The organism is Flavobacterium sp., from assembly GCF_027482425.1.
GTDB lineage: Bacteria > Bacteroidota > Bacteroidia > Flavobacteriales > Flavobacteriaceae > Flavobacterium.
Map to the genome: position 1 here is coordinate 1 of NZ_JAIXWA010000042.1, position 23,585 is coordinate 23,585.

The 23,585-nt window shown below is 40.2% G+C and carries 22 protein-coding genes, 1 tRNA gene and 1 pseudogene; 11 read left to right on the top strand and 13 right to left on the bottom strand.

Annotation, left to right across the window (positions count from 1 at the left end; all coding sequences use genetic code 11):
* The 3 genes and pseudogenes from Q0037_RS05765 to Q0037_RS05775 form a co-directional block, all read right to left on the bottom strand.
* Positions 1 to 439, bottom strand: a pseudogene (locus Q0037_RS05765) (hypothetical protein); the annotation flags it as partial.
* 12 nt (positions 440 to 451) lie between these two features.
* Positions 452 to 2,854: a TonB-dependent receptor gene (locus Q0037_RS05770; protein WP_297516566.1), complete on the bottom strand. Its 2,403-nt coding sequence runs from the start codon at positions 2,852 to 2,854 to the stop codon at positions 452 to 454.
* A gap of 63 nt (positions 2,855 to 2,917) precedes the next feature.
* Positions 2,918 to 4,606 (bottom strand): M23 family metallopeptidase, encoded by a 1,689-nt coding sequence (locus Q0037_RS05775; RefSeq protein WP_297516568.1) that lies wholly within the window; start codon positions 4,604 to 4,606, stop codon positions 2,918 to 2,920.
* Positions 4,607 to 4,800: 194 nt separating this feature from the next.
* Between Q0037_RS05775 and Q0037_RS05780 the strand changes: the two genes are divergently transcribed.
* The 3 genes from Q0037_RS05780 (at position 4,801) to rny (ending at position 7,158) form a co-directional block, all read left to right on the top strand.
* On the top strand, positions 4,801 to 5,091 hold the full coding sequence (locus tag Q0037_RS05780; protein WP_297516570.1) for a hypothetical protein: 291 nt from the start codon (positions 4,801 to 4,803) through the stop codon (positions 5,089 to 5,091).
* A gap of 2 nt (positions 5,092 to 5,093) precedes the next feature.
* Positions 5,094 to 5,387 (top strand): cell division protein ZapA, encoded by a 294-nt coding sequence (locus tag Q0037_RS05785; RefSeq protein WP_297516572.1) that lies wholly within the window; start codon positions 5,094 to 5,096, stop codon positions 5,385 to 5,387.
* Positions 5,388 to 5,595: 208 nt separating this feature from the next.
* Entirely contained in the window at positions 5,596 to 7,158 is a 1,563-nt protein-coding gene (gene rny / locus Q0037_RS05790; RefSeq protein ID WP_297516574.1) for a ribonuclease Y, read from the top strand.
* A 59-nt stretch (positions 7,159 to 7,217) separates the two neighbouring features.
* Here rny and Q0037_RS05795 read toward each other — a convergent pair whose 3' ends face one another.
* The 4 genes from Q0037_RS05795 to Q0037_RS05810 form a co-directional block, all read right to left on the bottom strand.
* Positions 7,218 to 7,616 (bottom strand): response regulator, encoded by a 399-nt coding sequence (locus Q0037_RS05795; protein ID WP_297516576.1) that lies wholly within the window; start codon positions 7,614 to 7,616, stop codon positions 7,218 to 7,220.
* Positions 7,606 to 9,129, bottom strand: coding sequence for a PAS domain-containing sensor histidine kinase (locus tag Q0037_RS05800; protein WP_297516578.1), 1,524 nt, complete (start codon positions 9,127 to 9,129; stop codon positions 7,606 to 7,608). The genes Q0037_RS05795 and Q0037_RS05800 overlap by 11 nt, the downstream gene beginning before the upstream one ends.
* A gap of 149 nt (positions 9,130 to 9,278) precedes the next feature.
* Positions 9,279 to 10,184 carry a site-specific tyrosine recombinase XerD gene (xerD, locus tag Q0037_RS05805; RefSeq protein ID WP_297516580.1) on the bottom strand — a complete coding sequence of 302 codons (906 nt, stop codon included), beginning with the start codon at positions 10,182 to 10,184 and terminating at the stop codon, positions 9,279 to 9,281.
* A 73-nt stretch (positions 10,185 to 10,257) separates the two neighbouring features.
* Entirely contained in the window at positions 10,258 to 10,863 is a 606-nt protein-coding gene (locus Q0037_RS05810) for an outer membrane beta-barrel protein (protein ID WP_297516582.1), read from the bottom strand.
* Between the two features lie 257 nt (positions 10,864 to 11,120).
* Here Q0037_RS05810 and aroQ point away from each other — a divergent pair, with 257 nt between their 5' ends.
* Both aroQ and Q0037_RS05820 read left to right on the top strand, forming a co-directional pair.
* Positions 11,121 to 11,549 (top strand): type II 3-dehydroquinate dehydratase, encoded by a 429-nt coding sequence (gene aroQ / locus Q0037_RS05815; protein WP_297516583.1) that lies wholly within the window; start codon positions 11,121 to 11,123, stop codon positions 11,547 to 11,549.
* 4 nt (positions 11,550 to 11,553) lie between these two features.
* Positions 11,554 to 14,028, top strand: a complete 2,475-nt coding sequence (locus Q0037_RS05820) for a DUF5686 and carboxypeptidase regulatory-like domain-containing protein (protein WP_297516585.1) — start codon at positions 11,554 to 11,556, stop codon at positions 14,026 to 14,028.
* Here the strand turns inward: Q0037_RS05820 and Q0037_RS05825 are convergent, their stop codons facing one another.
* The 4 genes from Q0037_RS05825 to Q0037_RS05840 form a co-directional block, all read right to left on the bottom strand.
* Positions 14,029 to 14,787, bottom strand: coding sequence for a TSUP family transporter (locus tag Q0037_RS05825; RefSeq protein WP_297516587.1), 759 nt, complete (start codon positions 14,785 to 14,787; stop codon positions 14,029 to 14,031). It lies immediately after the preceding gene.
* A gap of 77 nt (positions 14,788 to 14,864) precedes the next feature.
* A complete protein-coding gene (murA, locus tag Q0037_RS05830; protein WP_297516589.1) occupies positions 14,865 to 16,175 on the bottom strand; it encodes a UDP-N-acetylglucosamine 1-carboxyvinyltransferase in 1,311 nt (436 codons plus the stop codon).
* Positions 16,176 to 16,207: 32 nt separating this feature from the next.
* On the bottom strand, positions 16,208 to 16,927 hold the full coding sequence (locus tag Q0037_RS05835; RefSeq protein WP_297516591.1) for a DUF4290 domain-containing protein: 720 nt from the start codon (positions 16,925 to 16,927) through the stop codon (positions 16,208 to 16,210).
* Position 16,928: 1 nt separating this feature from the next.
* Entirely contained in the window at positions 16,929 to 17,219 is a 291-nt protein-coding gene (locus Q0037_RS05840) for a DUF493 family protein (RefSeq protein ID WP_297516593.1), read from the bottom strand.
* A 323-nt stretch (positions 17,220 to 17,542) separates the two neighbouring features.
* On the opposite strand from Q0037_RS05840, the gene Q0037_RS05845 reads away from it, so the two are divergent.
* The 5 genes from Q0037_RS05845 (at position 17,543) to Q0037_RS05865 (ending at position 22,077) form a co-directional block, all read left to right on the top strand.
* A complete protein-coding gene (locus Q0037_RS05845) occupies positions 17,543 to 18,076 on the top strand; it encodes an AAA family ATPase (RefSeq protein ID WP_297516595.1) in 534 nt (177 codons plus the stop codon).
* Positions 18,077 to 18,116: 40 nt separating this feature from the next.
* Entirely contained in the window at positions 18,117 to 20,009 is a 1,893-nt protein-coding gene (locus tag Q0037_RS05850) for an ATP-dependent DNA helicase RecQ (protein WP_297516597.1), read from the top strand.
* Between the two features lies 1 nt (position 20,010).
* A complete protein-coding gene (fmt, locus tag Q0037_RS05855; protein WP_297516599.1) occupies positions 20,011 to 20,958 on the top strand; it encodes a methionyl-tRNA formyltransferase in 948 nt (315 codons plus the stop codon).
* A gap of 176 nt (positions 20,959 to 21,134) precedes the next feature.
* Positions 21,135 to 21,407, top strand: a complete 273-nt coding sequence (locus Q0037_RS05860; protein WP_073363284.1) for an HU family DNA-binding protein — start codon at positions 21,135 to 21,137, stop codon at positions 21,405 to 21,407.
* A gap of 109 nt (positions 21,408 to 21,516) precedes the next feature.
* Positions 21,517 to 22,077, top strand: coding sequence for a YqgE/AlgH family protein (locus Q0037_RS05865; RefSeq protein WP_297516603.1), 561 nt, complete (start codon positions 21,517 to 21,519; stop codon positions 22,075 to 22,077).
* Here Q0037_RS05865 and Q0037_RS05870 read toward each other — a convergent pair.
* Positions 22,069 to 22,890 carry an aminotransferase class IV gene (locus tag Q0037_RS05870; RefSeq protein ID WP_297516605.1) on the bottom strand — a complete coding sequence of 274 codons (822 nt, stop codon included), beginning with the start codon at positions 22,888 to 22,890 and terminating at the stop codon, positions 22,069 to 22,071. The genes Q0037_RS05865 and Q0037_RS05870 overlap by 9 nt on opposite strands.
* Positions 22,891 to 22,938: 48 nt before the next feature.
* Complete coding sequence (locus Q0037_RS05875) at positions 22,939 to 23,331, bottom strand: START-like domain-containing protein (protein WP_297516607.1); 393 nt, start codon at positions 23,329 to 23,331, stop codon at positions 22,939 to 22,941.
* A 143-nt stretch (positions 23,332 to 23,474) separates the two neighbouring features.
* On the opposite strand from Q0037_RS05875, the gene Q0037_RS05880 reads away from it, so the two are divergent.
* Positions 23,475 to 23,548: transfer RNA gene (locus Q0037_RS05880), tRNA-Met, on the top strand.
* The last annotated feature ends 37 nt before the right edge of the window (positions 23,549 to 23,585 follow it).

Genomic DNA, 23,585 nt, shown 5'->3' on the forward strand with positions numbered 1-23,585 from the left:
CATAGACCAAGAGTTTCGTTTTCACTTTTTCGGCCAAACCGTGCAAATAGGCAATGCGCTCAATCCGAATCGGTTTGTCGGTTAAGGAGCGAAGTGAATCCTTGGGACTCACCTGAAACTTGACATTGGATAGGTTTCCTGCAATTTCAAACTCACTGGTATTCGATACTTGATAACTGACGCCACTATCATTGCGACTACTACTGAAATCCGCACCGCCCTTACTACCCTCGTTCAAAGCTACTTCCCCTACAGGAAATAGCAACACCGAGGTACCTGGAAATTGAACGGGCAAATCACATAACGTTAGTAAAGTACCGTCTTTTTTCGCTTTCGTTTTGGGAGTCGAACTTTTGGAATAAATTACTTTCGGCTGCGGTGGCGTTTCTTTACAGCCTACCAATACCAATAGCGATAAGGCAAATGTCAATCGTTTCATAAGCACTTTAATTTAGAGTCGGGCCGTCAATCGGAGATTGAATACACGCGTCGTCATAAAATTAGGAATTCCATATTGATTTTTGGTGTAAGCATCGCGGACCCAAGTATTGGTGATAGCATTTTGATTATTAAACATATTAAACACTTCAAATCCCAACGACAAATCTTGGAATTTTCGCAACCAATGGCTCGCAGGGCGTTGATCATTACGCTCGGTAAACACATAAAAGAATCCCACATCTGCACGGCGATAATCACGCAATCGTGTTTGATACGTATAGGCATCGGCGTAGGAAGGCGAACCTCCCGGTAAACCCGTATTGTAAACTATATTCATGTAAATTTTTACATTCGGAATATTGGGCATATAGTCTTGAAACAAAATCCCAAACTTCAGCCGTTGATCCGTAGGACGCGCAATATAGCCGCGATTGTTTTGATTCTCCTCGGTTTTCATATACCCAAAGGTAAACCACGATTCGGTGCCTTTGACAAACTCACCGTTCAAACGAACATCCAATCCGTAAGCATACGCCACTGCATCGTTATTCGCTCGATACCGAATACGTACATTTTCCAACGTATAGGTATTGACATCATCCATGGCTTTGTAATACAACTCCGAAACCAATTTAAAAGGGCGCTTCCACATCGTAAACCCGTAATCATTGGCCAACACAAAATGCAAGGATTGTTGAGCTTTCACACGCGGTTGTACCACCCCACTCATATCGCGCAATTCCCTGTAAAAAGGTGGTTGGTAATAAAAACCTGTTGAAAAGCGGAACAACATGTCTTTGTTATCCAATTTATACGCGAGTTGTACACGGGGACTGAATACGGTTTGCGTCACGGTTTCTAGACCACGACCCGAAACGGTCCAATTGTGTGCACGAACCCCTGCAGTGGCATACAACATACCACGTCGAACGCGTGTTTGTGTGTTCCATTGCGCAAACGCCGAAAGACGGTTGATATCCACAAAATTAGTAGCCCGCACATTTTGAAAAGGAACCAAAGGACCTATATATGGGTTATAAGGCTGATCATTAGGAATATTAACCACTGGAGGATTAATCGAAAAACCAGCCGAGTCAATGACTTCCCATTCGACCAAACGGTCTCTAAAATTCTCATGGGTAAACTTAGCGCCCCAATCAAAGCGATGCTTACGATTTTCATTGTGCGATCCCTTGATTTCAAAGTTCATAATCAACGCATCGAGGTTATTTCGTGCATGATTCAACTGCGAACCAATGGCGCGGTTAAAAGTAACATTTCCAAAGGTTTCCGACCCAATGTTGGCATCCACTTCCCCCAAAAAATACGAGGCATCAATATCGAAATATTCCTGTTCTTGGGTATGAAAGGCCGAAGCGATAATTTTATACGTGGTATTTTCATTCGCTTGGTACACCGATTTGAAGGCACCAAATAAGGTTTGGTAACGGTCGTCTTCTTGCCCTTCATAAAAAATCTGCAACGCTATGGGTTCGTCCAAGGTTCCAAAATTCGTTTGGCGCGTCAAAGGTTGGTAATTATACCGATTGTAAGACGCATTTCCAAGGAAACTGTGGTTCCATTTGCCTCCGGGCATAAAATTGATATTGACCTGAGCGTCCATGAAACGGGGACGGAAATTGGTTTGTGTTTCCTGACTGTTCACGAGCAATGAATTGTCACGGTAGCGTAATCCTCCAATGGCACTCCATTTTTTATCTTTTGAAATCCCTTCTGCCGATAAGGCTCCGCCCAAAAAACTGGCTTCCATCGAAGCGCCAAACTTTACTGGTTTACGGTAGGTAATATCGAGCACCGAGGACATTTTATCTCCATATTTTGCTTCAAATCCTCCGGCAAAAAAATCAATTTTCTGGGTCAAATCACTGTTTACAAAACTTAATCCCTCTTGTTGACCCGAGCGAATCAAAAACGGACGATAGACTTCAATTTCATTGACATACACCAAATTCTCGTCGTAATTTCCACCCCGAACGCTGTATTGCGAACTCATATCGCTATTGGAACTTGCTCCTAAAATTTTCAATATATTTTCGACACCCGCATTCAGTCCCGGAATACGCCTAACGACTTGCGGATCTACGCTAATAATCCCGCGTGCTCTAGGACGAACGCCAGTAATAACAACCCCTTCGAGTTGTTCTTGCTCGCTATCCATCACCGGATTAAATTCGAGAATTTCTTGCGGCTTTACCTGAAAATTGGCGGTAATGGACTTAAAGGCAACGTGTTTAAAACGAACGGTAATCTTACGGTCGGCTGGAATTTCGAGAACATAAAATCCATAGGCATCCGAAGTTACAGAGTTCATCTCATAGGATATGTTGGCACCTTCAATGGGTTTGTTGTTTTCATCCAAAACCACACCCGTTATCTTTCCGGTTTGTGCCATGGAAACTGAGGACACTATTAATAACAATAGACCAATGAAATAGTTGGGTAATGACAAAATGAGTTATTTTTTTGGATTTCGGTTAAACGTGGATTCAAATATAGTTGAATTTCCAACATGGTCAACGACTTCGACTTTCAAATTATTGTCTCCCGCTTTCAAAAAGCGCTCTTCAAAAACATGAGTAATCCGTTTTAACTTCGGATCGTACTCAAACAATACCCATTCGCCATTGAGATACCCATTGACTTTGGCTACCCCTGATTGCTCATCGGAAATCGTTAGTTGCAACGCATTTAAACCAGACCAGTCTTTACTTTTGGGTGGTTTGAACCAAGCTATTTTTGGTGGTAATACATCCTGAATCAATTGAAATTTACCCAATGTTTTGGTACGCATCGTAAAAGTAGCCCCGTCGACTTGAGTGGGATTATACCCAAAACGATTCCCTTGAACCGTTGCGATGTAAGTTTTGGCTCGTAATGCGGCAGGAATTGATTCGTTTTTCCAGGTCAGCGTAAAATTTTGGTGTAAAGGAACGATGTCCTCATGCAATTGAACCTGATTGTTTTTTACATCAAATTGAAAATAAAAATCGTCGTAAAACGTCTTCGCCGGAAAATAAACCGAAACGTTATCTTTTTCAAATAAGGCATCGGTTTGACATTTGATGAAATAAGGCGTTTTGGGCGTTGGATCGACTATTTTTGCGGGAGCATTGGAATACGAAATGGGCAGGGTTATCACGGTTTGATTTCCATTAAAATCAGCCACTTCAATACGGGCTGTTGTGGCCAAATTGGGGTTTACTGTGAGGATTCCTCCCTCCTTAACATTGCGCAAATTGGACCAAGCGTAGGGATAGTTGTAAAACAATTTTTGAAAACGCTGTTTGGTTTTTTTGTAGCGTTCATAATCGATATAGGCATTGATATAACGGGCTTCATCAAAGGCCATTTGATCAAAAAGCACTTCAAAATTGGGCTGGCCGTTGTGATACAATCGGGTTTGGTAGGTGCCATTATTATTAAACGACACATCATCGCGATCGTAGGCGTTAATGGCAAAACCTAACACTCCTGAGGCCTGAACTTTTTGAGCCACATAAGTTCCATCGGCTTGCAATGAAAGACTCAATAAAACAGGCTGTTTTGATTCATTGACCACCGCATCGGGTCCGATGGGATACACCATCACATTGGCTACAGTAGGCGCTTTGGTATCCTTGATGGCTAACCCAAAAAACAAAGGGTTTATAATTTGCTCGGTTTGGGAATTGCGAATTTCAAAATGCAAATGCGGCCCATCAGAACCGCCTGTATTGCCCGACAGCGCAATAAGTTCTCCTTTTTTTACTGGCAGTTCTCCAGGCTTAAAGTAGGCTTCAACCGCAAAAGACTTCGTTTCGTATTGCAATGCTTGTATTTTGACCTCAAAAATACCGACGGCTTTTTGCAAATGACCGTAAACCGTAGTATATCCGTTGGGATGTGTAATGTATAATGCTTTACCATATCCATTAGTAGCAATTTTAATGCGAGAGATATAGCCCTCGGCGGCGGCATATACGGGTAACCCTTCGCGTTGTTGCGTTTTGAAATCAAAGCCGGCATGAAAATGATGCGGACGTAATTCCCCAAAATTGCCCGAAAGCTGTAAGGGTATCGCGAGTGGAGATTGAAAATAATCTTGTGGATACGGCTGAGCGATTAAGTAAGTAATTGAACTCCAAAAAAATAACAAACTGCGCATAGATAAAGGTATTTGTGCTAAAATAGCAAAAGGGATTGGGAGATAAAAACATTTGCTGTTAAGAATTTCCAAAATACTGAATCGCAAAAGTTTAGCAAAGGGCTTCAAAATAAATTGTATTTTTTATCGTTTTTATTGGTTAAATACCCCGATAGTTATAAATTTGTGGGATTAAGTAACGAAAGGCGTCACCCATGAGTGAAATCAAAGAAATCATTGATGCACTGGAAAAAAAAGTGCTGCGATTGTGTGCCAAGGTGGACGATTTAGAACAAAAAAACCGCGCATTGCAGCAGCAGTTGCAGGGTTCAACAGAAAGTTTAGCCCAAAAACAAGCAGTACATGCTCAGCTGATCAAGGATTTTGAAGCGCTCAAAATGACCAATTCGTTATTAGGCAGTGAAGAATATAAACGAGATACCAAGCTAAAAATCAATGCGCTAATTCGAGAAATCGACTATTGTATTGCCCAATTGGCTGATTAAATATGAACGATAAACTGAAAATCAAGTTATCGATAGCCGACCGTGTCTATCCGCTTACTGTTGACATGAGTCAAGAGGAAGGATTGCGCAGTGCAGCCAAAAAAATCGATGCAATGATTAAACAGTTTGAGGAAAACTATGCCGTTCGGGACAAACAAGATGTTTTGGCCATGTGTGCCTTGCAGTTTGCCTCACAATTGGAACAGCAAAAATCAGTCGAAACGGTAGTCGATACAGAGTCAATTGAACGATTAGCCCGTTTGAATAATGCTTTGGAAACGTATCTCAACCGCTAGAAACAACGTTCTTTTTAGATTAAAATACTGCCTACATTAGTTCATTTTTGGTAAACTCAACACTAACAAATTCAAATGAGCAAATCGTCGCTACTATAGCAAGCCCGCCCGACGGGAAGCCAGAACAGCGAGCTAGCTCAAAACTTGTCTTTACGAGTTTATACAAGCAACTAATGTGGGCTTTTTTTATATATAACCTTACAAAACCATGAGTATAGTAGAAGTAATAATCGGCCTAGTGGTCGGATTAGCAGGCGGCTTTGGTGTCGCCAAAATGTTGGAGCGCAGCAATGTCTCCGCTTTGATTAAGAATGCTAAAAAAGAAGCTGCATCGATTTTAAAAGATGCTAGTTTGGAAGCTGAAAACCTTAAAAAAGACAAATTACTACAGGCGAAAGAGAAGTTTTTGGAATTGAAAGCCGAACATGAAAAAGAGATTTTAGCCAAAGACAAAAAAATGGCTGAAGTTGAAAAACGCATTCGCGATAAAGAGTCGCAAGTATCCAGCGAATTGGCCAAAACCAAAAAGCTTAACGATGATTTTGAGACGAAAGCCAAAGAGTATGAGACCAAGATTGAAATCCTAGACAAAAAGCATCAAGAAGTCGAAAAGATGCACAAAAGTCAGGTGGAGCAATTGGAAGTTATTTCTGGATTATCGGCTGAAGATGCCAAAGAGCAATTGGTAGAAAGCTTGAAAGCTGAGGCCAAAACTAAAGCGATGGCCCACATTCAAGAAACCATTGAAGAAGCCAAATTAACAGCACAACAAGAAGCCAAAAAAGTAATCATTAGCACGATTCAACGTGTGGGTACTGAAGAAGCGGTGGAAAACTGTGTGTCGGTTTTCAATATTGAATCCGATGACGTTAAAGGACGCATCATTGGTCGTGAAGGGCGCAATATTCGTGCTTTGGAAGCGGCAACTGGTGTGGAAATCATTGTAGATGATACGCCAGAAGCCATTATCTTATCGTGTTTTGACCCTGTACGCCGTGAAATTGCACGTTTATCCTTGCATAAATTGGTAACCGACGGTCGTATTCACCCTGCCCGTATTGAAGAAGTAGTGGCGAAAACAACTAAACAAATTGAGGATGAAATCATCGAGGTCGGGAAACGTACTGTAATTGATTTAGGCATTCATGGATTACATCCAGAGTTAATTAAAATTGTGGGCCGCATGAAATACCGTTCTTCTTATGGTCAAAACTTATTGCAACACTCACGAGAAGTGGCGAAGTTGTGTGGAATCATGGCGGCTGAATTAGGATTGAACGTAAAACTGGCCAAACGCGCTGGTTTACTTCACGATATTGGTAAAGTACCGGATGCCGAAAGTGATTTGCCACACGCCTTGTTGGGAATGCAATGGGCTGAAAAATACGGGGAGAAAGAAGAGGTTTGCAACGCTATTGGAGCGCACCACGATGAAATCGAAATGAAATATTTGATTTCTCCAATTATCCAAGTCTGTGATGCGATTTCTGGTGCTCGTCCCGGCGCACGACGACAAGTATTGGATTCGTATATCCAACGTTTAAAAGACTTAGAAGCCATCGCTTTTGGATTCCAAGGTGTAAAAAATGCTTATGCTATTCAAGCCGGTCGTGAATTGCGTGTGATCGTTGAGAGTGAAAAAGTAAGCGACGATATGGCGGCAAAACTTTCATTTGAAATCTCACAGAAAATCCAAACAGAAATGACCTACCCTGGTCAAGTGAAGATTACGGTAATACGCGAAACACGGGCCGTAAATATTGCTAAATAAAAAAAGAATTGATAAAAAGAAAGGGAACCCTATTCAAAGGTTCCCTTTTTTATTTTTAACTAACCTGCACTGGTTAACATTTCTTCAAATTCTTTAGAAGTGATAGGTTTGAAATAGTAATCTTTAACTTCATCTCTATATTGTTTAGAGCGGTCAATATCGGTTGAATCATTGGAAGAACTAACTAAATACACAGTAATATCCTTGGACATATTGTTTTTCAGCTTACGAAACTCATCGAGGAACTGCCAACCATCATAAACTGGCATATTAATATCTAAAAGGATTAAATCAGGCTCTTTTTCTGTTTTCAATACATTTTTCAACCCGTCGATCGCCTCCAATCCATTAAAAAAGAACTTGGCTTCAGCTTCGATATTGTATTTATTAAACAATTTTTTAATGACAAAGTGATAAACTAAATCGTCATCAACGACAAAAATATTATTAAATTTCATTCGAAAAATTGATTTTGAAAGTGGTACCTACATTAACTTGACTCTCTACTTCGATGCTACCTCCCATGGACTCGATTTGATTTTTAGTAATAAACAATCCGATGCCACGTGCATTAGGATGCTGATGAAACGTTTTGTACATACCAAACAATTTCTCACCATATTTTTCTAGGTTTATACCTACACCATTATCTTGAATTAGCAACACTAATTTTCCTTCCTCTTTTTGAAGCGAATACCGAATTTCTGGCTGTCGATCTGGATGAGCATACTTTATAGCATTGGTGGTAAAATTTAAAAAGATACTCTCTAGATAGGCAGGATTAAATTGTACCGTTTCCTTACTATCTATCAAATTTACAATATTTACGTTATGGTCTTTAATTTCTTTACTTAAAAGTTCAAGTGTGTGATTTAAAAAAGCACTTAAATTCAAATTTTCTTTTTTATGAATAATTGTACTTTGTATATCGACCAATTCTTTCAAATGATCGATAGTTTCGGATAAGGCCTTTGATGTGGTCTTTAAAAATCCGAAACACTCCTCCTTTTGCAGGGTATCATCGGTTTCATCAATAATGTTAATCAACATCTTAAAATTGCCCGTGTGCGAGCGAAGGTTGTGCGAAACGATATGCGCAAAATTGAGTAATCGGTTGTTCTGCTTGGAAATAATCTCCATATGGGCTTGCAATGCTTGTTCTTCCTCCTTTTCAGAAGTAACATCGGTATGCACCCCAATTATCCGCAAAGGATTGCCTTGCGCATCGCGTTCTATCACTTTTCCTTTACTTCGAATCCAACGGTAAACGCCATGTTTTGTGAGTACACGTTTGGTATTCTCAAAATACGACGTTTGCCCATTACTATGGTTTACAATTTCTTGCTTGTATTGCGGATAATCATCGGGGTGAATGCGCTCATCCCATTTGGAATTGGTCACCAAATTATCGCTAGCATCAAAATCTAATATCGCAAGGGATTCTTTGGAAAAGTAAACTCGATCGGTGGCTACATTATAATCCCAAACTCCATTATTAGATGCTTCTAAGGCAAATTGATAGCGTGCTTCCGATTCGATAATTCGAAACTCCCGTTGCTTTATATCGGTGATATCGGTTAAGCTTCCTATGAATATCGCATCGCCGTTTTCATCAATATCAATAGTTGCTTTGGCTTTAAACCATAAAACCCCTCGGGAACGCAATACCACACGAAACTCATGATTCCAATTTTCACTTGTATCTTTGGCCGCTAAAATTGATTGTAAAAAAAGAGCCCAATCTTCTGGATGAATACGACTTTTTATCACCTCAAATGGATTGGAGGCAATTTCAAATCGATTGACCTCAAAAAAAGTAATGATGCTTTTATTAAGATACGTAAAGAAAAACTCTTGCTGAGCGGTTACTGAAATTTGAAATATTAAATCGGGGATCAGATTTAATATCCGCTTATGATAATTGTACTGTACAGCACTAAACCGATGGTTGGCGGCTAAGTTTGTGGTCATAGTTGTAGGTTTTGAGGCGTTTGGATTCATTCTTCTACTTGAGGAGTAAAAAAGTGAATCCAAATCTAATAAAATATTCGATATAATGCATTTTTTATCGATAAAATGCATATAACTGTCGGAAAACTACCTGTTTTGTAAGATTTATTTTACTTTAAATCTTTGCGCGGATGAAATTGATGCATAATTTGAGTTAAATGCCTACGATCCAAGTGAACATATACTTCGGTTGTGGTAATCGATTCATGACCTAACATCATTTGAATAGCGCGTAAATCAGCGCCATTTTCTAATAAATGAGTAGCAAAAGAATGACGAAAGGTGTGCGGGCTGATACTTTTTTGTAAATGAATGGCATGCGCTAAGTCTTTAATTATTGTAAAAATCATGGCTCGGGTTAGCGCTTTCCCTCTACGGTTCAGAAAGAGCGTGTCTTCAAATCCTTTCTGAATGGGAACATGTACACGAACCTCTCGACGATAGCGTTCGATGCATTCTAAAGTAAAAGAGGCCAAAGGAACAAAACGTTGCTTGTTGCCTTTACCAGTGACTTTTAAAAAACCTTCATTAGCAAATATATCGGAAATTTTAAGCGTTACTAATTCGGAAACGCGTAACCCACATCCGTACAACACTTCAAGCATGGTTCGGTTGCGTTCGCCTTCGGGTTTGGACAAATCGATTGCCATAATCAAACGATCAATTTCTACCGTACTCAACGTATCTGGAAGTTTACGACCCAAACGCGGGGCTTCGATTAATTCCATCGGACTGTCATTCCGCAAATTTTCAACGAGTAAGTAATTAAAAAAAGACTTGAGTCCACTGATTAAACGCGCTTGCGAACGCGCATTCAATTCTTTGGAACAGGCATAAACAAACGCCTGAATGTGTTGTGGGGTAATGGTCAAGGGAGAAACTTCAGGGTGGTGTTGTACCAAAAATGCACACAACCGCTCCAAATCAAAACGATAACTTGCCAAGGTGTTGGGTGACATCCCACGCTCTAGACGCAGGTAATCCTGATACGATTTAAGATAGGCTTTCCATTGCATGGCCTAAAGATACAAAACAAAAAAGCCACCCCGAAGGATGGCTTTATTTAATATCAGTTAGTTATTTTACAAATTAGAATTTGTAGATTAAACCAAATGATGGTGTGTCAAAAAAGTTTTGGAATACATTAGCTTCTAATTCTAATGTATTTGATTTTAAATCACCTTCCTTTTTGGAAGAATATTTGATTACATTAGCTAATCTAAAATCGATAGCTAAATTAGGAGTTACAAAATAGTTAATCCCTAAACCACCACCAATTTCGAAAGTGTTAATTTTTTCATTAGGAGAACCACCATTGTCGTCTGAACCAATTCCAAAACCAAAGTTAGTGTACGTTTTGAAACGCTCACCCATGTTTAAGAAATAGTAACGACCTCCAAGATTTAAACCAAAAGTATTCCTTTTTGTAGTTCCATTGTCAGTATTACCTAAAGAAACACCTGCAGTTAATGCAAAGTTGTCAGTTAAAAAGTAACCTACTTCTGGAGAAATTTCGTATTCTGAAGTTGTAACAGAAGTAGATCCGATGTCTTTTTTCTCACTTGAGTAAGATACTAAACCACCTACAAAGATGTTTCCTTCAGAAAAACCAAAACCTTTTGATTCTTTTTTGTCTTGAGCATTAGCAGCAGAAAAAGCAAGTACTGCAGCTAGAGAAAGAATAATTTTTTTCATGTTCTATTTTGTTTAAAATTATTGAAACAAATTTAAAACGATTCTTAGCGGAAAGTTTTTAACTTAAAAGTGTAGTTATTAACATAGTTGTTAACACTATTAACCGCTTAAAACATTCATATACAAATTATTAAACAAATTTTACATCTTTTTGACGAAATAAAAAAATCGAAAAAAATTGAAAAACACCTCTCAAAATGCAGATTTACCGTACATTTAGTTGGTAAAATTGATGTATAATCACTCTTTTTAAATCTATGAACAAACCATTACAAGTGATGATTATCAACGGCCCCAACCTGAACTTATTGGGCAAGAGAGAGCCTGAAGTATATGGAAATCAAGACTTTGATTCTTTTTTAGCTTCCCTTAAAGTACAATTCCCATCGGTTACCTTTCATTTTTTCCAAAGTAATATTGAAGGAGAACTTATTAATTGCATTCAAGAATGCGGCTTTACCTTTGACGCCATTATTCTCAATGCTGGCGCCTACACACACACCTCAATCGGTATTGGAGATGCGGTAAAAAGTGTAACAACTCCGGTCATTGAAGTACATATATCCAACACCTTCGCTCGCGAGAGCTTCCGGCATCAATCCTATATTGCGCCACATGCCGCAGGAGTTATCGTTGGGTTTGGGTTAAAAAGTTACACCTTAGCCGTACAAAGTTTATTGCAATAACCCTATGAAAAACATCTTTTTTACACTCGCTGTACTTTGGAGTACATTTTCGTTTAGTCAAATCAAGGGGAAAGTTTCCGACAATAAAGGACAACCCATTGCCTTTGCCAACATATACGTACAAGACACCTATATAGGTACAACTTCCAATGACAACGGTCATTATGAAATTTATCCCAAACAAAATGGTACTTATGTGATTTTGTTTCAATTTTTAGGATATAAAACCGAAAAGCGGATTGTTGAGTATTCTGGAAAGAGTGAAACCCTTGACGTGGTTTTGCAAACCGAAGACATTCAGCTTAACGAAGTGGTCATCGATGCCAAAGTGAATCCCGCCATTGCCATAATCAAACAAGCGATTGCCAACCGCAAAGCCAATGGTGCCAAAACAGGACAATACACCTGTGATTTCTATTCCAGAGGAATTTTTCGGGTGAAAAATCTTCCCAAAACTTTTATGGGTCAAAAAATTGATTTCTTGGATGAAGTCATTGACTCTACCCGCAGTGGTATTTTGTATCTTTCGGAAACGGTGTCTAAACTCACTTTTCAAAAGCCTGACAAATTGAAGGAAGTCATTGTCGCTTCAAAAGTGAGTGGTCAAGACAATGGCTTCAGCTTTAACAATGCGGCGCAAGCCAACTTTGATTTTTATGAAAATTACATTGAAATCAATGCCAATGCCATCTCCCCTATTGCTGACAATGCTTTCAATTATTACCGTTATACCTTTGAAGGATCGTTTGCCGATGAAAATAATCACCTTATTAATAAGATTAAAGTGACTCCGAAACGTATGAGTGAACCTGCTTTTGAAGGGTACATTTATATCGAAGACCAAGACTATGCCATTTATGCGATTGACCTCAGCATCAAAGGGAGCCAATCCCAAAATCCCGCATTGAACACTTTACATTTTAAACAAAGTTTTAGCTATAACAACAAAACCAAGGTGTGGACCAAAAACACACAAACCTTAGATTTTGACGCTGGGATGTTAGGGTTTAATTTCAACGGACGTTTTACCTATGTGTATTCCAATTTTGATTTCCCCAAACAAATGGAACGTCGCACGTTTACCGCTGAAGTATTGAAGTTTGAGGAAAATGCCAACAAAAAAGACGATATCTTTTGGAATAGTATTCGACCTGTTCCCTTAACTTCAGAGGAAAGTACAGATTATGTAAAAAAAGAAATGTTGCAAACCAAACGCAAGTCGCAACCTTATTTAGACTCTATCGATCGAAAACGAAATAAATTCAAATGGATGGATGTGTTGATGGGATACACTTATTCGAATTCATTCAAAGACCGCTCGTTTTCGTACGAAGGTCCGGCCTTCAATACCGCCTTCAATACGGTTCAAGGATGGAAAACCCAAATTGGTTTCAACTTTACACAACGGAATGAAGATAAACGTACCTTTTACCGCATAGGTACCCGTTTTGATTATGGATTTTCGGAAGATCGATTGCGAATTTCGGCTTCCTACACCCAAAAGTTAGACAACATACGAAACTCCTTTTTATTCATAAGCGGTGGCTCAACCGTTAATCAATTCAACCCCGCCAATCCGATAACCGATAATATCAACTCGATCAGCTCTTCGTTTTTTAAAAATAATTTCATGAAACTATATGAAAAAAATGCCCTATCGGTGGGATATAGCGGTGAAATTGTTAACGGTTTCCGATTGAATGCCAATGTGGAATACGCCGATCGAAAGCCGCTGTTCAATACAACTTTTCAAGCCTCCGTAAAATCGGATGACTTGTACACCTCAAACAATCCTTTATTGCCTTTTGATGAATTGACCCCAGCATTTACCCGTCATCAACTGATGAAAGCGTCGTTTACAGGACGTTTTAATTTTGGTCAAAAATATTGGACCCGACCCGATGGAAAATTCAATATTGGGAATGACGACTATCCTACTCTTTTTGTAACCTATGAAAAAGGATTTGTAGCGAGTGAAAAACAATACGAATTTGACTTTGTTTCGGCACGCATTTACCAAGAGTTAAGCTTGGGAAATAAAGGAGAATTCGTTTACAACCTTAAATCGGGTCAATTTTTCAATGCCGAAAACATTGCTTTTCCCGATTTTAAACATTTCAATGGAAATCAAACCCATGTGGCCGGCGGGGGACGCTATACCAATGTTTTTAATAATTTACCTTATTACAGTGCCAGTACCAATGATGCATTTATTGAATTGCATATGGAGCACAACGATCAAGGCTATTTGATGAATAAAATTCCTTTACTCCAAAAACTAAATACGCAATTGGTATTGGGCTACCACAATTTATCGGTGCCAAATCGCGCTCCTTATCATGAGTTTACGATTGGTTTGGATAATTTGGGATTTAAAAAATTCAAAATCCTTCGTATCGATTATGTACGTTCGTACCAAAGTGGCTTTGTGAGTGACGCAGTTATCTTTGGATTGAAATTCTTAAATATCGTAGAATAATTAAAAAACATCCCACGCAAAACGAAGTAAGGTAGCCACTACCACAAGCATAAACACGCGACGAATAAATCGATTCCCGCGGGCTACGGCAGTTTTGGCACCTACCCATCCGCCTAGCGCATTGGCTAAAGCCATAGGTAGTGCGATACTCCAAATAATTTTCCCTTTGGCGATAAAAAGTAGAATCGAACCCAAATTAGTCGCCAAGTTGACGATTTTTGCATGGGCGGAAGCGTGTAAAAAATCAAAACCGAGCAAAACGATGCAACCCAGCACCAAAAAACTTCCTGTACCTGGACCGATAAATCCGTCATAAAAACCCACTATCAACGCCAATAAAAGTCCAATGATTTGCATTTTCGACGGGGAAAGTGATGGCGCGCTGTGTTGCCCAAAATCTTTTTTCACCCAAGTATACCACGCAATCCCGATAAGCACAATTAATAACACTGGTTTCATAAAGGCATTATGAACGCGCGTTAGCAACCATGACCCTATACAAGAAGCCGAAAAGGCTACGATGGCCATTGGAATAAGTAACTTTAAGCGCAAGATCACTTGTTGGATATACTGTCGTGCTGCCATGAAGGTACCACTAAATGCCGGGACTTTGAGTGTCCCAACTACAGTAGCTACTGATTCATTGGGCAGCAAAATTAATCCCACAGGCGTTTGAATCAACCCACCACCGCCCACGACCGCATCGACAAATCCGGCGAAAAAAGCTGCAATACAAAGAATGATGATATAGGTTTCCATTCGTACAAAAATTCCAAATTCCAAACTGTAACTCGTAGTCTTGGAATTTGGAATTTCAAATATTGGAATTTCTGAATTTATACTCTTACTATATTGGCTCCCAAAGCGCGCAAACGTTCGTCGATACGTTCGTACCCACGGTCAATTTGCTCAATATTTTGAATCGTTGACGTTCCCTTGGCGGATAACGCCGCAATCAATAAGGAAATCCCTGCACGAATATCGGGAGAAGACATGGTTGTTGATTTCAATTGCGATTTGAAATTGTGTCCCATGACCACCGCACGGTGCGGATCGCACAACATAATTTTGGCCCCCATATCGATTAATTTATCGACAAAGAACAAACGGCTCTCAAACATTTTTTGATGGATAAGCACATCGCCGTTGGCTTGGGTAGCAACAACCAATACAATACTTAACAAGTCGGGAGTAAATCCAGGCCACGGTGCATCGGCAATAGTGAGAATCGAACCGTCGATATCGGTTTTGATTTCATAGCCATTTTCATGGGATGGAATGTAAATATCATCGCCTCGTCGCTCTAGGGTTATCCCTAATTTACGGAACACGTTGGGAATGACGCCTAAATTATCCCAACTCACGTTTTTGATGGTGATTTCACTGCGGGTCATGGCGGCAAGACCGATCCAACTTCCAATTTCAATCATATCGGGAAGGATTCGGTGTTCGCAACCTCCAAGGCTTTCCACCCCTTCAATAGTGAGCAGGTTGGAACCCACGCCGGTAATTTTAGCACCCATAGAATTGAGCATTTTACACAATTGCTGTAAATACGGTTCACAGGCTGCATTGTAAATGGTGGTCGTTCCTTCCGCGAGCACGGCGGCCATTACGATATTGGCGGTTCCTGTAACCGAGGCTTCGTCGAGTAACATATAGGTCCCTTTCAAGCGCTCTTGTGTTTCTACGCCATAAAAATGGTCTTCGCGCTCGTAACGGAATTTGGCTCCCAAGTTGATAAAGCCTTCAAAATGCGTATCTAAACGGCGACGTCCGATTTTATCGCCTCCGGGCTTGGGGATGTACCCTTTGCCAAAACGCGCTAACAAAGGACCAACAATCATAATGGAACCGCGCAACGATCCGCCCTCTTTTTTGAAGGCTTCGGTTTCGAGGTAGCCCACATTGACTTCATCGGCTTGAAAAGTGATGGAACCAGGACCGTTTTTTTGGATTTTTACCCCCAAATTTCCTAAGAGGGTAATTAACTTATTGACGTCAATAATATCGGGGATGTTATTGATGGTTACTTTTTCAGGGGTTAATAAAACGGCACATAAAATTTGTAATGCTTCGTTTTTTGCGCCTTGTGGCGTGACGTCTCCTTTCAAGCGGATGCCGCCTTCAATTTTGAATGTTCCCATGGTGTAGTAAAAAGCCTTATGGCCGTTTTCTATTAGTTTTTATTATTATTTTTTTTGATGAATTTTTTTCCGTTGTTCAAATTCTTTTTGAATCCACCTTTGTGTTTTTGCATTGGCTGTTGTGCCTTGTTGGACATTTTTTTGTTGGTGCGAATCAAATCGGTGGTCGTCGATAATTCTTCGGCACTATGCGATAAATTAATGCGCCCCCCCGAAAGCTCATACAAATGTTCAAAAATCACTTGATCTGTGACGGTATCTTTGTTCCAACTCAAATACGATTTTTTCATATGGTTAGCGATAACCATGATTAAAGCACTTTTGAGTTCGCCCTCTTCCCACGAATTGGCTACATCAATCATGGACGTGATGTTGTTGCCATAGAAGCGGTACTTTGGATTTTTCTGCGGATACGGCAGCGGATCGGGTTTGAGGTTTATAACTTCTCTTGTGGGAATCGGATAGGGTGAATCGACATCCAATTGAAAATCGGACATGATAAATATTTGATCCCACAATTTATGTTGAAAATCGGGCACATCGCGTAAATGCGGATTCAAGGTACCCATGACGTTAATTACATATCGCGCAGCGCGGTTTCGCTCGTCACGGTCTTGAATTGCGACTACGTGATCGATTAATTTTTGCAAATGACGGCCGTATTCGGGAATAAATAAAGGCGATCGTTCGGCGTTGTATTCGAGGTGTTGCACGGTATCGTGTGCATTTTCCTTGATGTATTTTGGTACCATACTAAAGGGATATAATGCCTTCAACGGTGGATACTTCTAAGTACTTGGCAATCACAGCGTCAGGAGATTCCATCACGACATTGACCGAAATACTGGTAAAATTACCGTTTTTAGACTGTTGGGTTTTAATGACGGCTCCGAGGTTGTCGAAGGCGTTCTCTACCGTATGAATTCTTTGGATATCGGTAGGGACAATAAATTTGTACAAATAAACACTCGGCCAAGATGAAGTGGTTTGCAATTCCTCTTTGAGGCGAATGTAAAAAGCTTCCGTTTTTTTATCCATCATCATTAAATAAGGGCAAATATACGCTATTTGAGGTTAGTTTTTCAATGCTTTTCTGGGGAATTATACCTCTATTTTTTGCCAAAAATTAGTTTTTTTATTTCATTTTTCCCACCGCGTGAGGGATGGAGGGATTGTTGAAGCTCGCCCGAGGCACGAGGGTAGCGACTCCCGACAGCCCGGTCCCGACCCTAAGCATACCAAAGAAAGGCAGTAAATTCCATTTCGGGACACGCCCAAAACAACCTTATATCCTAACGAAAAATTGACGATTTTCGTATGCAAATGCGATGACAATTCAATACTTTTACGGCTTATTTTTGCAAAAAATGAAACCTCAACTTATCGTAATTACGGGCGGTCCAGGGACCGGAAAAACAACCATAATTGAGCACATGATGGCTGATGGGCATTGTTGTTATCCTGAAATATCACGTCAAATTACCTTGGAGGCACGTGAACAGGGTATAGAACAATTGTTTTTGGAACAACCCTTACTATTTAGTGAATTGTTGCTTGTGGGCAGAAAAAAGCAATACTTCTCGGCCCAGGAGGAAGTCCAATCCTTTACTTTTTTGGACCGTGGCATTCCCGATATTCTGGCGTACATGCACTATATCGGCGACAGTTATCCTGTTTTTTTTGAGGAAGCTTGTACGGGACATCGGTACAATAAAATCTTTATTTTACCGCCTTGGGAAGCGATTTATGTGAGTGATGAGGCGCGGTATGAAAATTTTGAACAAGCGCAATTGATTTACCGTCATTTGCAAGAAACCTATCGCCATTTTGGATATAGTCCGATTGAAGTTCCCGTGGGCCCTGTAGCCGATCGGGTGGCATTTATCTTGAATGCGTTGTAATATTCCTGTATCTTTGTGTTACTCGTTTGCAAAATGACCCATGAGTAACCTACATGATATTCTAAAACAATATTGGAATTACGAGGCGTTTCGCGATCCGCAAGAGGCGATAATTGAATCGGTTTTGGCGGGGCGTGATACTTTTGCATTATTGCCAACGGGCGGAGGAAAATCGTTGTGTTATCAACTTCCAGCTTTGGTTCGTGAGGGGATTGTGTTGGTGATATCGCCTTTGGTGGCGTTGATGAAAGACCAGGTGCAACAGCTTCAAATGCGCAACATCAAAGCGATGGCGTTAACCGGGAGCATTCCTACAGAAGAACTCATTGATCTGCTGGACAATGCACAATTTGGGGGATACAAATTAGTATATCTATCGCCCGAGCGACTGCAAAATGAAATTGTACTTTCGCGGCTTAAAACCTTACCTATTCAGCTGATTGCGATTGATGAGGCGCATTGTGTTTCGCAGTGGGGACATGATTTCCGTCCCGCCTATTTAAAGATTGCGGAATTGCGGATTCATTTTCCTAAAGTGCCTTTTTTAGCGCTAACGGCAACGGCAACGGCACGGGTGCAAGCCGACATTATAGCGCAATTGGCTTTGGAGCAACCGAGTGTATTTTCGAAATCATTTGCCCGAGAGAATTTGGCCTATATGGTCTATGCGCCTGAAGACAAATTACAGTTTACCAAAAACGTATTGCAAAAATATCCGGGTTCATCTTTGGTCTATGTTTCCAACCGAAAATCATGTTTGCATACGGCTCAACAATTGGAGGCCATGGGTATATCGGCTACATTTTACCACGGGGGCTTATCGCCTGCCGAAAAAGAACGGCAAATGGGTTGGTGGATGGAGGAAAAAAAGCAGGTTATGGTCGCGACGAATGCTTTTGGGATGGGTATTGATAAAGCAAATGTTCGTACTGTTTTCCATTTTCACTTACCGCCCAATTTGGAGAATTATTACCAAGAAGCGGGACGCGCGGGGCGAAATGGATCGAAAGCCTATGCCATTTTGTTGGCCAATGCCTCCGATCGATTGCAGGCAGAGCAACAATTTTTGGGCGTATTACCCGACAAACCGTTTTTATCCCAAGTGTATCAAAAGTTGTGTGCCGATTTGCAAATTGCATACGGAGAAGGCATAGATGAAACGTTTGGATTTAATTTACATCGTTTTTGCGTCAAATACAATTTACCCGTGGCACGCACGTATCAAGCCTTACAATTTTTGGATCGGCAGGGCGTCTTGAGTCTTTCGCAAGAGTTTTCAGAGAAGTTAACCTTACAATTTATTGTCCCTTCCAAAGAAGTGATTCGCTACAGCAGTTTACATCCCGAACAGGAGCTTGTTTTAGTTACTCTTTTGCGCACCCACCCGGGCGTGTATGACCAAATGACGGCCATCAACTTATCGGTGGTGGCGCGAAAATCGGGGGTTACAGAAGCCAACGTATTGGCGGTATTGCAGCAACTTCAGCAACACGAATTGGCGACTGTGCATACAAAAACCAACGATGCGCAACTCACCTTTACGACCATTCGAGAAGATGCGCATACAATAAATCGCGTGAGTAAATATTTAATTGCGCAAAACGAATTGAAAGCGTCCCAATTGAAATCGGTGTTGGCCTATGCCGAAAACACGATCCAATGCAACCAACGGATTTTGTTGGCGTACTTTGGAGAAAAAGATACAGCCGATTGTGGACGCTGTTCGACCTGCATTGCACCCCGAAAAAAGACCATCGAATTGGGCGATCTACCTGAGGCCTTATTGCGATTGTTGCAACATCAACCGTATAGTTCAAGAGAATTACAAGAAATACTTTCACAACCGGAAGAGGCGCTTATCTTTGCACTTCAATCATTGTTGGAGGCGGAATGCATTCGTTTACTTCCCGACAACACCTATTCATTGCGTTAAAATGGAATCATTACGAATTGTATTTATGGGAACGCCCGAATTTGCGGTCGGGATTTTGGAAGCTATTGTACAACAAGGATTGCAGGTAGTCGGTGTAATTACTGCTGCCGACAAACCTGCGGGTCGCGGACAGCAGCTTAAATTTTCGGCGGTGAAAGAATATGCCTTAGCACAAGGACTGCCGTTGTTACAACCCATCAATTTAAAAGACCCCGATTTTATTGCGGCTTTGGAAGCTTGGAACGCTAATGTGCAAGTTGTGGTCGCGTTTCGCATGTTGCCGGAGGTTGTGTGGCGTTTGCCGAAGTTGGGCACCTTCAATTTACATGCGTCATTGTTGCCCCAATACCGTGGAGCAGCGCCGATCCATTGGGCTATTATCAATGGCGAAACCGAAACGGGGGTGACTACCTTTTTTATTGATGATAAAATAGATACCGGTGCTATAATCTTGTCGAAAAAAACAGTGATTGATACCGAGGATAATACAGGTAGTTTACATGACCGCTTGATGGAATTGGGAAAAGAAGTTGTGCTTGAAACTTTGGTGCGCATTGCACAAGGCGATGTGGCCACAGTTCCCCAAATTGAAACAGGTGAATTAAAGACCGCTTATAAGTTGAACAAAGAAAACTGCCAATTGGATTTTCATAGAAAAGGAAAAGACGTATACAACCAAATACGGGGTTTATCACCCTTCCCTACCGCTTGGTGTTATGTTGTGGATGGAGAAATGCGTTGGGCGGTTAAAATTTATGAAGCTACTTTTGTTGAAACCCAACATTCGGAAGTTGTTGGACATTGGAAAACGACTAAAAAGGAAATTGACATTGTAGTGCCTGATGGGTACATAAAAATTAAAGTCCTTCAATTTCCAGGCAAGAAAAAAATGAAAGCTCAAGAGGTATTGAATGGCATGCATTTTAGCCCCCAATGTCGCGTGGAATAATTGGGAGACCCTATAAATACTAGAATCGTACTGTTTTTCAGGTCGTTTATCAACAAATGAATTGAGTTATCAACAAATTCACCAAAAATACGTGTAATCAGTTGCATGCTGTGGATTTTCTATTAAATTTGTTTTGAATAACAATTAAGTTTAACCAACAATTAATAACTATTATTATGAACAAGTCAGAATTAATCGATGCAATTGCTGCTGATGCTGGAATTTCCAAAGCAGCTGCTAAATTAGCTTTAGAGTCATTTTTAGGAAATGTAGGGGCTACTTTGAAAAAAGGTGGAAGAGTTTCATTGGTAGGTTTCGGTTCTTGGTCTGTATCTAAAAGAGCAGCTCGTGAAGGAAGAAACCCTCAAACCGGTAAAACAATTAAAATTGCTGCTAAAAATGTAGTGAAGTTTAAAGCAGGTGCTGAATTAGAAGGTTCTGTAAACTAATTTCTGTTACCCAATATCATCAAAAATCACGGTTTCGGCCGTGATTTTTTTTATGAATAACTATTGACGTGCCAAATATTTTTGTACTTTTAGTTAAAATTGCATAATAATGTCAACCGAAAGCCTACAAAAAGGACAATTATTGATTGCAGAACCTTCCATAATTGGGGATCTTTCCTTCAATCGATCGGTTATTTTGTTGGCGGACCATAATCCAGAGGGCTCAGTAGGTTTTATACTTAATAAGCCACTTACCTATGCCTTACACGATTTAATTCCCGATATTACGTCTTCGTTCACGATTTACAATGGAGGCCCTGTTGAGCAGGACAATCTTTATTTCATTCACAATATTCCCGATTTGTTACCCAATAGTATTGAAATTTCTCAAGGAATTTATTGGGGAGGCGATTTTGAACGTACCAAAGAATTGCTCAACAATGGTACAATTCAAAAAGACAATATTCGCTTTTTCTTAGGGTATACCGGTTGGGGGGTGCAACAATTGGAGCAAGAACTCGAATCGCAGTCGTGGATTGTTTGTCCCAATAGTTACAAGCAAACTATTTTAAGTAAATCGTCCAATAATTTTTGGAAAGAAAAAATTTTGGAACTTGGAGGCGACTACGTCTTATGGTCCAATGCGCCTGAAAATCCAATTTTAAACTAACTGATTTAATTGCGCCGTCCATGCTTGAGCTTGGGTGGTGACAAACTCTTTTTTACGGTAATGGGTTATCGAACGGATGCCTTGAATAGCATTGGTATAGAATAATTCATCAGCATTTTGCAATTCAAAAGGAGATATTGGGGCTTCTTCCACTTCCCATTCGGATTGGGCAGTTACCATTTTGAGCATTTGTTTTCGTAAAATACCATTTAAGCAGCCTTCACTGAGAGGCGGAGTAATGAGTTTTTTCCCTTGGAGCATAAACAAATTACCGTTAAGTACCTCAGCCACCCGCTTTTGCTCATTAAGCACGATACAAGTATCTAAGTCGTTCTCTTGTGCATATACTGCTCCTACTATATTAAGTAAACGGTTGGTCGTTTTTAGCGTGGACATTAAGTGGTTGGGCACATAAAAATCTTTAAACAAATCGGCGTTACAGGGAGTTGTCTCGTGAATAAAATGAGTTGTAGCCAAAGGAGTACCTTCAATACAAAACGAAACGGAATTGGTTATTGGAGTGTAATATCCTCCTTCATTGCGATACACTGTGAGACGCACCCGAAAAGCACCTTGCGATGTCACCACACTTTTCAACTGCGATTCAAGATATTCCATCGTAAAGGTGCTGGGAATACGCATTCGTAAAATACGCATGGAAGCCATTAAACGAAAATAATGATCTTCCCAAAAGCAAACTGTTCCATCAACCACACGAATCGTTTCAAACAATGCATCACCGAACAAAAGTGCGCGATTGGAGGATGAAAAAACGGTTGTATGATCGACTAAAGTTCCGTTGAAATTAAACATAAAAAATCCCTCTTTTTTGGAGGGACAAATATAGGAAGTAAAAGACAATTACACCGAACCAATCACATGCTTCAAATCGGAAACTTGATTTTCCCACAATTGTTTGGATTCATCGACCTCATCCTCTTCGGCAAAATCGACTACCATTAAGGAAACGTCTTTGGTGATTTCATCTTCTAGGATACGTAGTTCAAAAAAATATTCAGTATCTTTCTTTTGGTCATCTACCCATTTGAAACGAACCTTCTCCCCTGTCTTTTTGGAGGCCAACCGGGCGTGTTCTTCGGTATCTTCCCAATGAAAAGTAAAAAACTCGCCTCTTGAATTTACGGTATCGGCAAACCATTCTTGCAATCCAGAAGGGGTTGAAATATACTGATAAAGTAACTGAGGTGAGGAATTTATGGGGAACTCAATCTCGTAGCGTACTTTTTGTGCCATAATCTATATTTTTTCGAAATATATAATTTATTTGAGAAATTTCACTTTAAAAAAAATATTTTTTTTTGAAAGGAATAATTTGCAGACATTCATATAAATTATATATTTGCACCCGCATTGACAAACGGGTTAATGCACGTCTTGGCGAGGTAGCTCAGTCGGTTAGAGCGCAGGATTCATAACCCTGAGGTCGGGAGTTCAAATCTCCCTCTCGCTACGAAAATAAACCCTTATCTATCAATAGTTAAGGGTTT

Coding starts and splice junctions, on each gene's coding strand:
- Q0037_RS05770 (WP_297516566.1), bottom strand. CDS start 2,854: ATGGCACAAACCGGAAAGATAACGGGTGTGGTTTTGGATGAAAACAAC.
- Q0037_RS05775 (WP_297516568.1), bottom strand. CDS start 4,606: ATGCGCAGTTTGTTATTTTTTTGGAGTTCAATTACTTACTTAATCGCT.
- Q0037_RS05780 (WP_297516570.1), top strand. CDS start 4,801: ATGAGTGAAATCAAAGAAATCATTGATGCACTGGAAAAAAAAGTGCTG.
- Q0037_RS05785 (WP_297516572.1), top strand. CDS start 5,094: ATGAACGATAAACTGAAAATCAAGTTATCGATAGCCGACCGTGTCTAT.
- rny (WP_297516574.1), top strand. CDS start 5,596: ATGAGTATAGTAGAAGTAATAATCGGCCTAGTGGTCGGATTAGCAGGC.
- Q0037_RS05795 (WP_297516576.1), bottom strand. CDS start 7,616: ATGAAATTTAATAATATTTTTGTCGTTGATGACGATTTAGTTTATCAC.
- Q0037_RS05800 (WP_297516578.1), bottom strand. CDS start 9,129: ATGACCACAAACTTAGCCGCCAACCATCGGTTTAGTGCTGTACAGTAC.
- xerD (WP_297516580.1), bottom strand. CDS start 10,184: ATGCAATGGAAAGCCTATCTTAAATCGTATCAGGATTACCTGCGTCTA.
- Q0037_RS05810 (WP_297516582.1), bottom strand. CDS start 10,863: ATGAAAAAAATTATTCTTTCTCTAGCTGCAGTACTTGCTTTTTCTGCT.
- aroQ (WP_297516583.1), top strand. CDS start 11,121: ATGAACAAACCATTACAAGTGATGATTATCAACGGCCCCAACCTGAAC.
- Q0037_RS05820 (WP_297516585.1), top strand. CDS start 11,554: ATGAAAAACATCTTTTTTACACTCGCTGTACTTTGGAGTACATTTTCG.
- Q0037_RS05825 (WP_297516587.1), bottom strand. CDS start 14,787: ATGGAAACCTATATCATCATTCTTTGTATTGCAGCTTTTTTCGCCGGA.
- murA (WP_297516589.1), bottom strand. CDS start 16,175: ATGGGAACATTCAAAATTGAAGGCGGCATCCGCTTGAAAGGAGACGTC.
- Q0037_RS05835 (WP_297516591.1), bottom strand. CDS start 16,927: ATGGTACCAAAATACATCAAGGAAAATGCACACGATACCGTGCAACAC.
- Q0037_RS05840 (WP_297516593.1), bottom strand. CDS start 17,219: ATGATGATGGATAAAAAAACGGAAGCTTTTTACATTCGCCTCAAAGAG.
- Q0037_RS05845 (WP_297516595.1), top strand. CDS start 17,543: ATGAAACCTCAACTTATCGTAATTACGGGCGGTCCAGGGACCGGAAAA.
- Q0037_RS05850 (WP_297516597.1), top strand. CDS start 18,117: ATGAGTAACCTACATGATATTCTAAAACAATATTGGAATTACGAGGCG.
- fmt (WP_297516599.1), top strand. CDS start 20,011: ATGGAATCATTACGAATTGTATTTATGGGAACGCCCGAATTTGCGGTC.
- Q0037_RS05860 (WP_073363284.1), top strand. CDS start 21,135: ATGAACAAGTCAGAATTAATCGATGCAATTGCTGCTGATGCTGGAATT.
- Q0037_RS05865 (WP_297516603.1), top strand. CDS start 21,517: ATGTCAACCGAAAGCCTACAAAAAGGACAATTATTGATTGCAGAACCT.
- Q0037_RS05870 (WP_297516605.1), bottom strand. CDS start 22,890: ATGTTTAATTTCAACGGAACTTTAGTCGATCATACAACCGTTTTTTCA.
- Q0037_RS05875 (WP_297516607.1), bottom strand. CDS start 23,331: ATGGCACAAAAAGTACGCTACGAGATTGAGTTCCCCATAAATTCCTCA.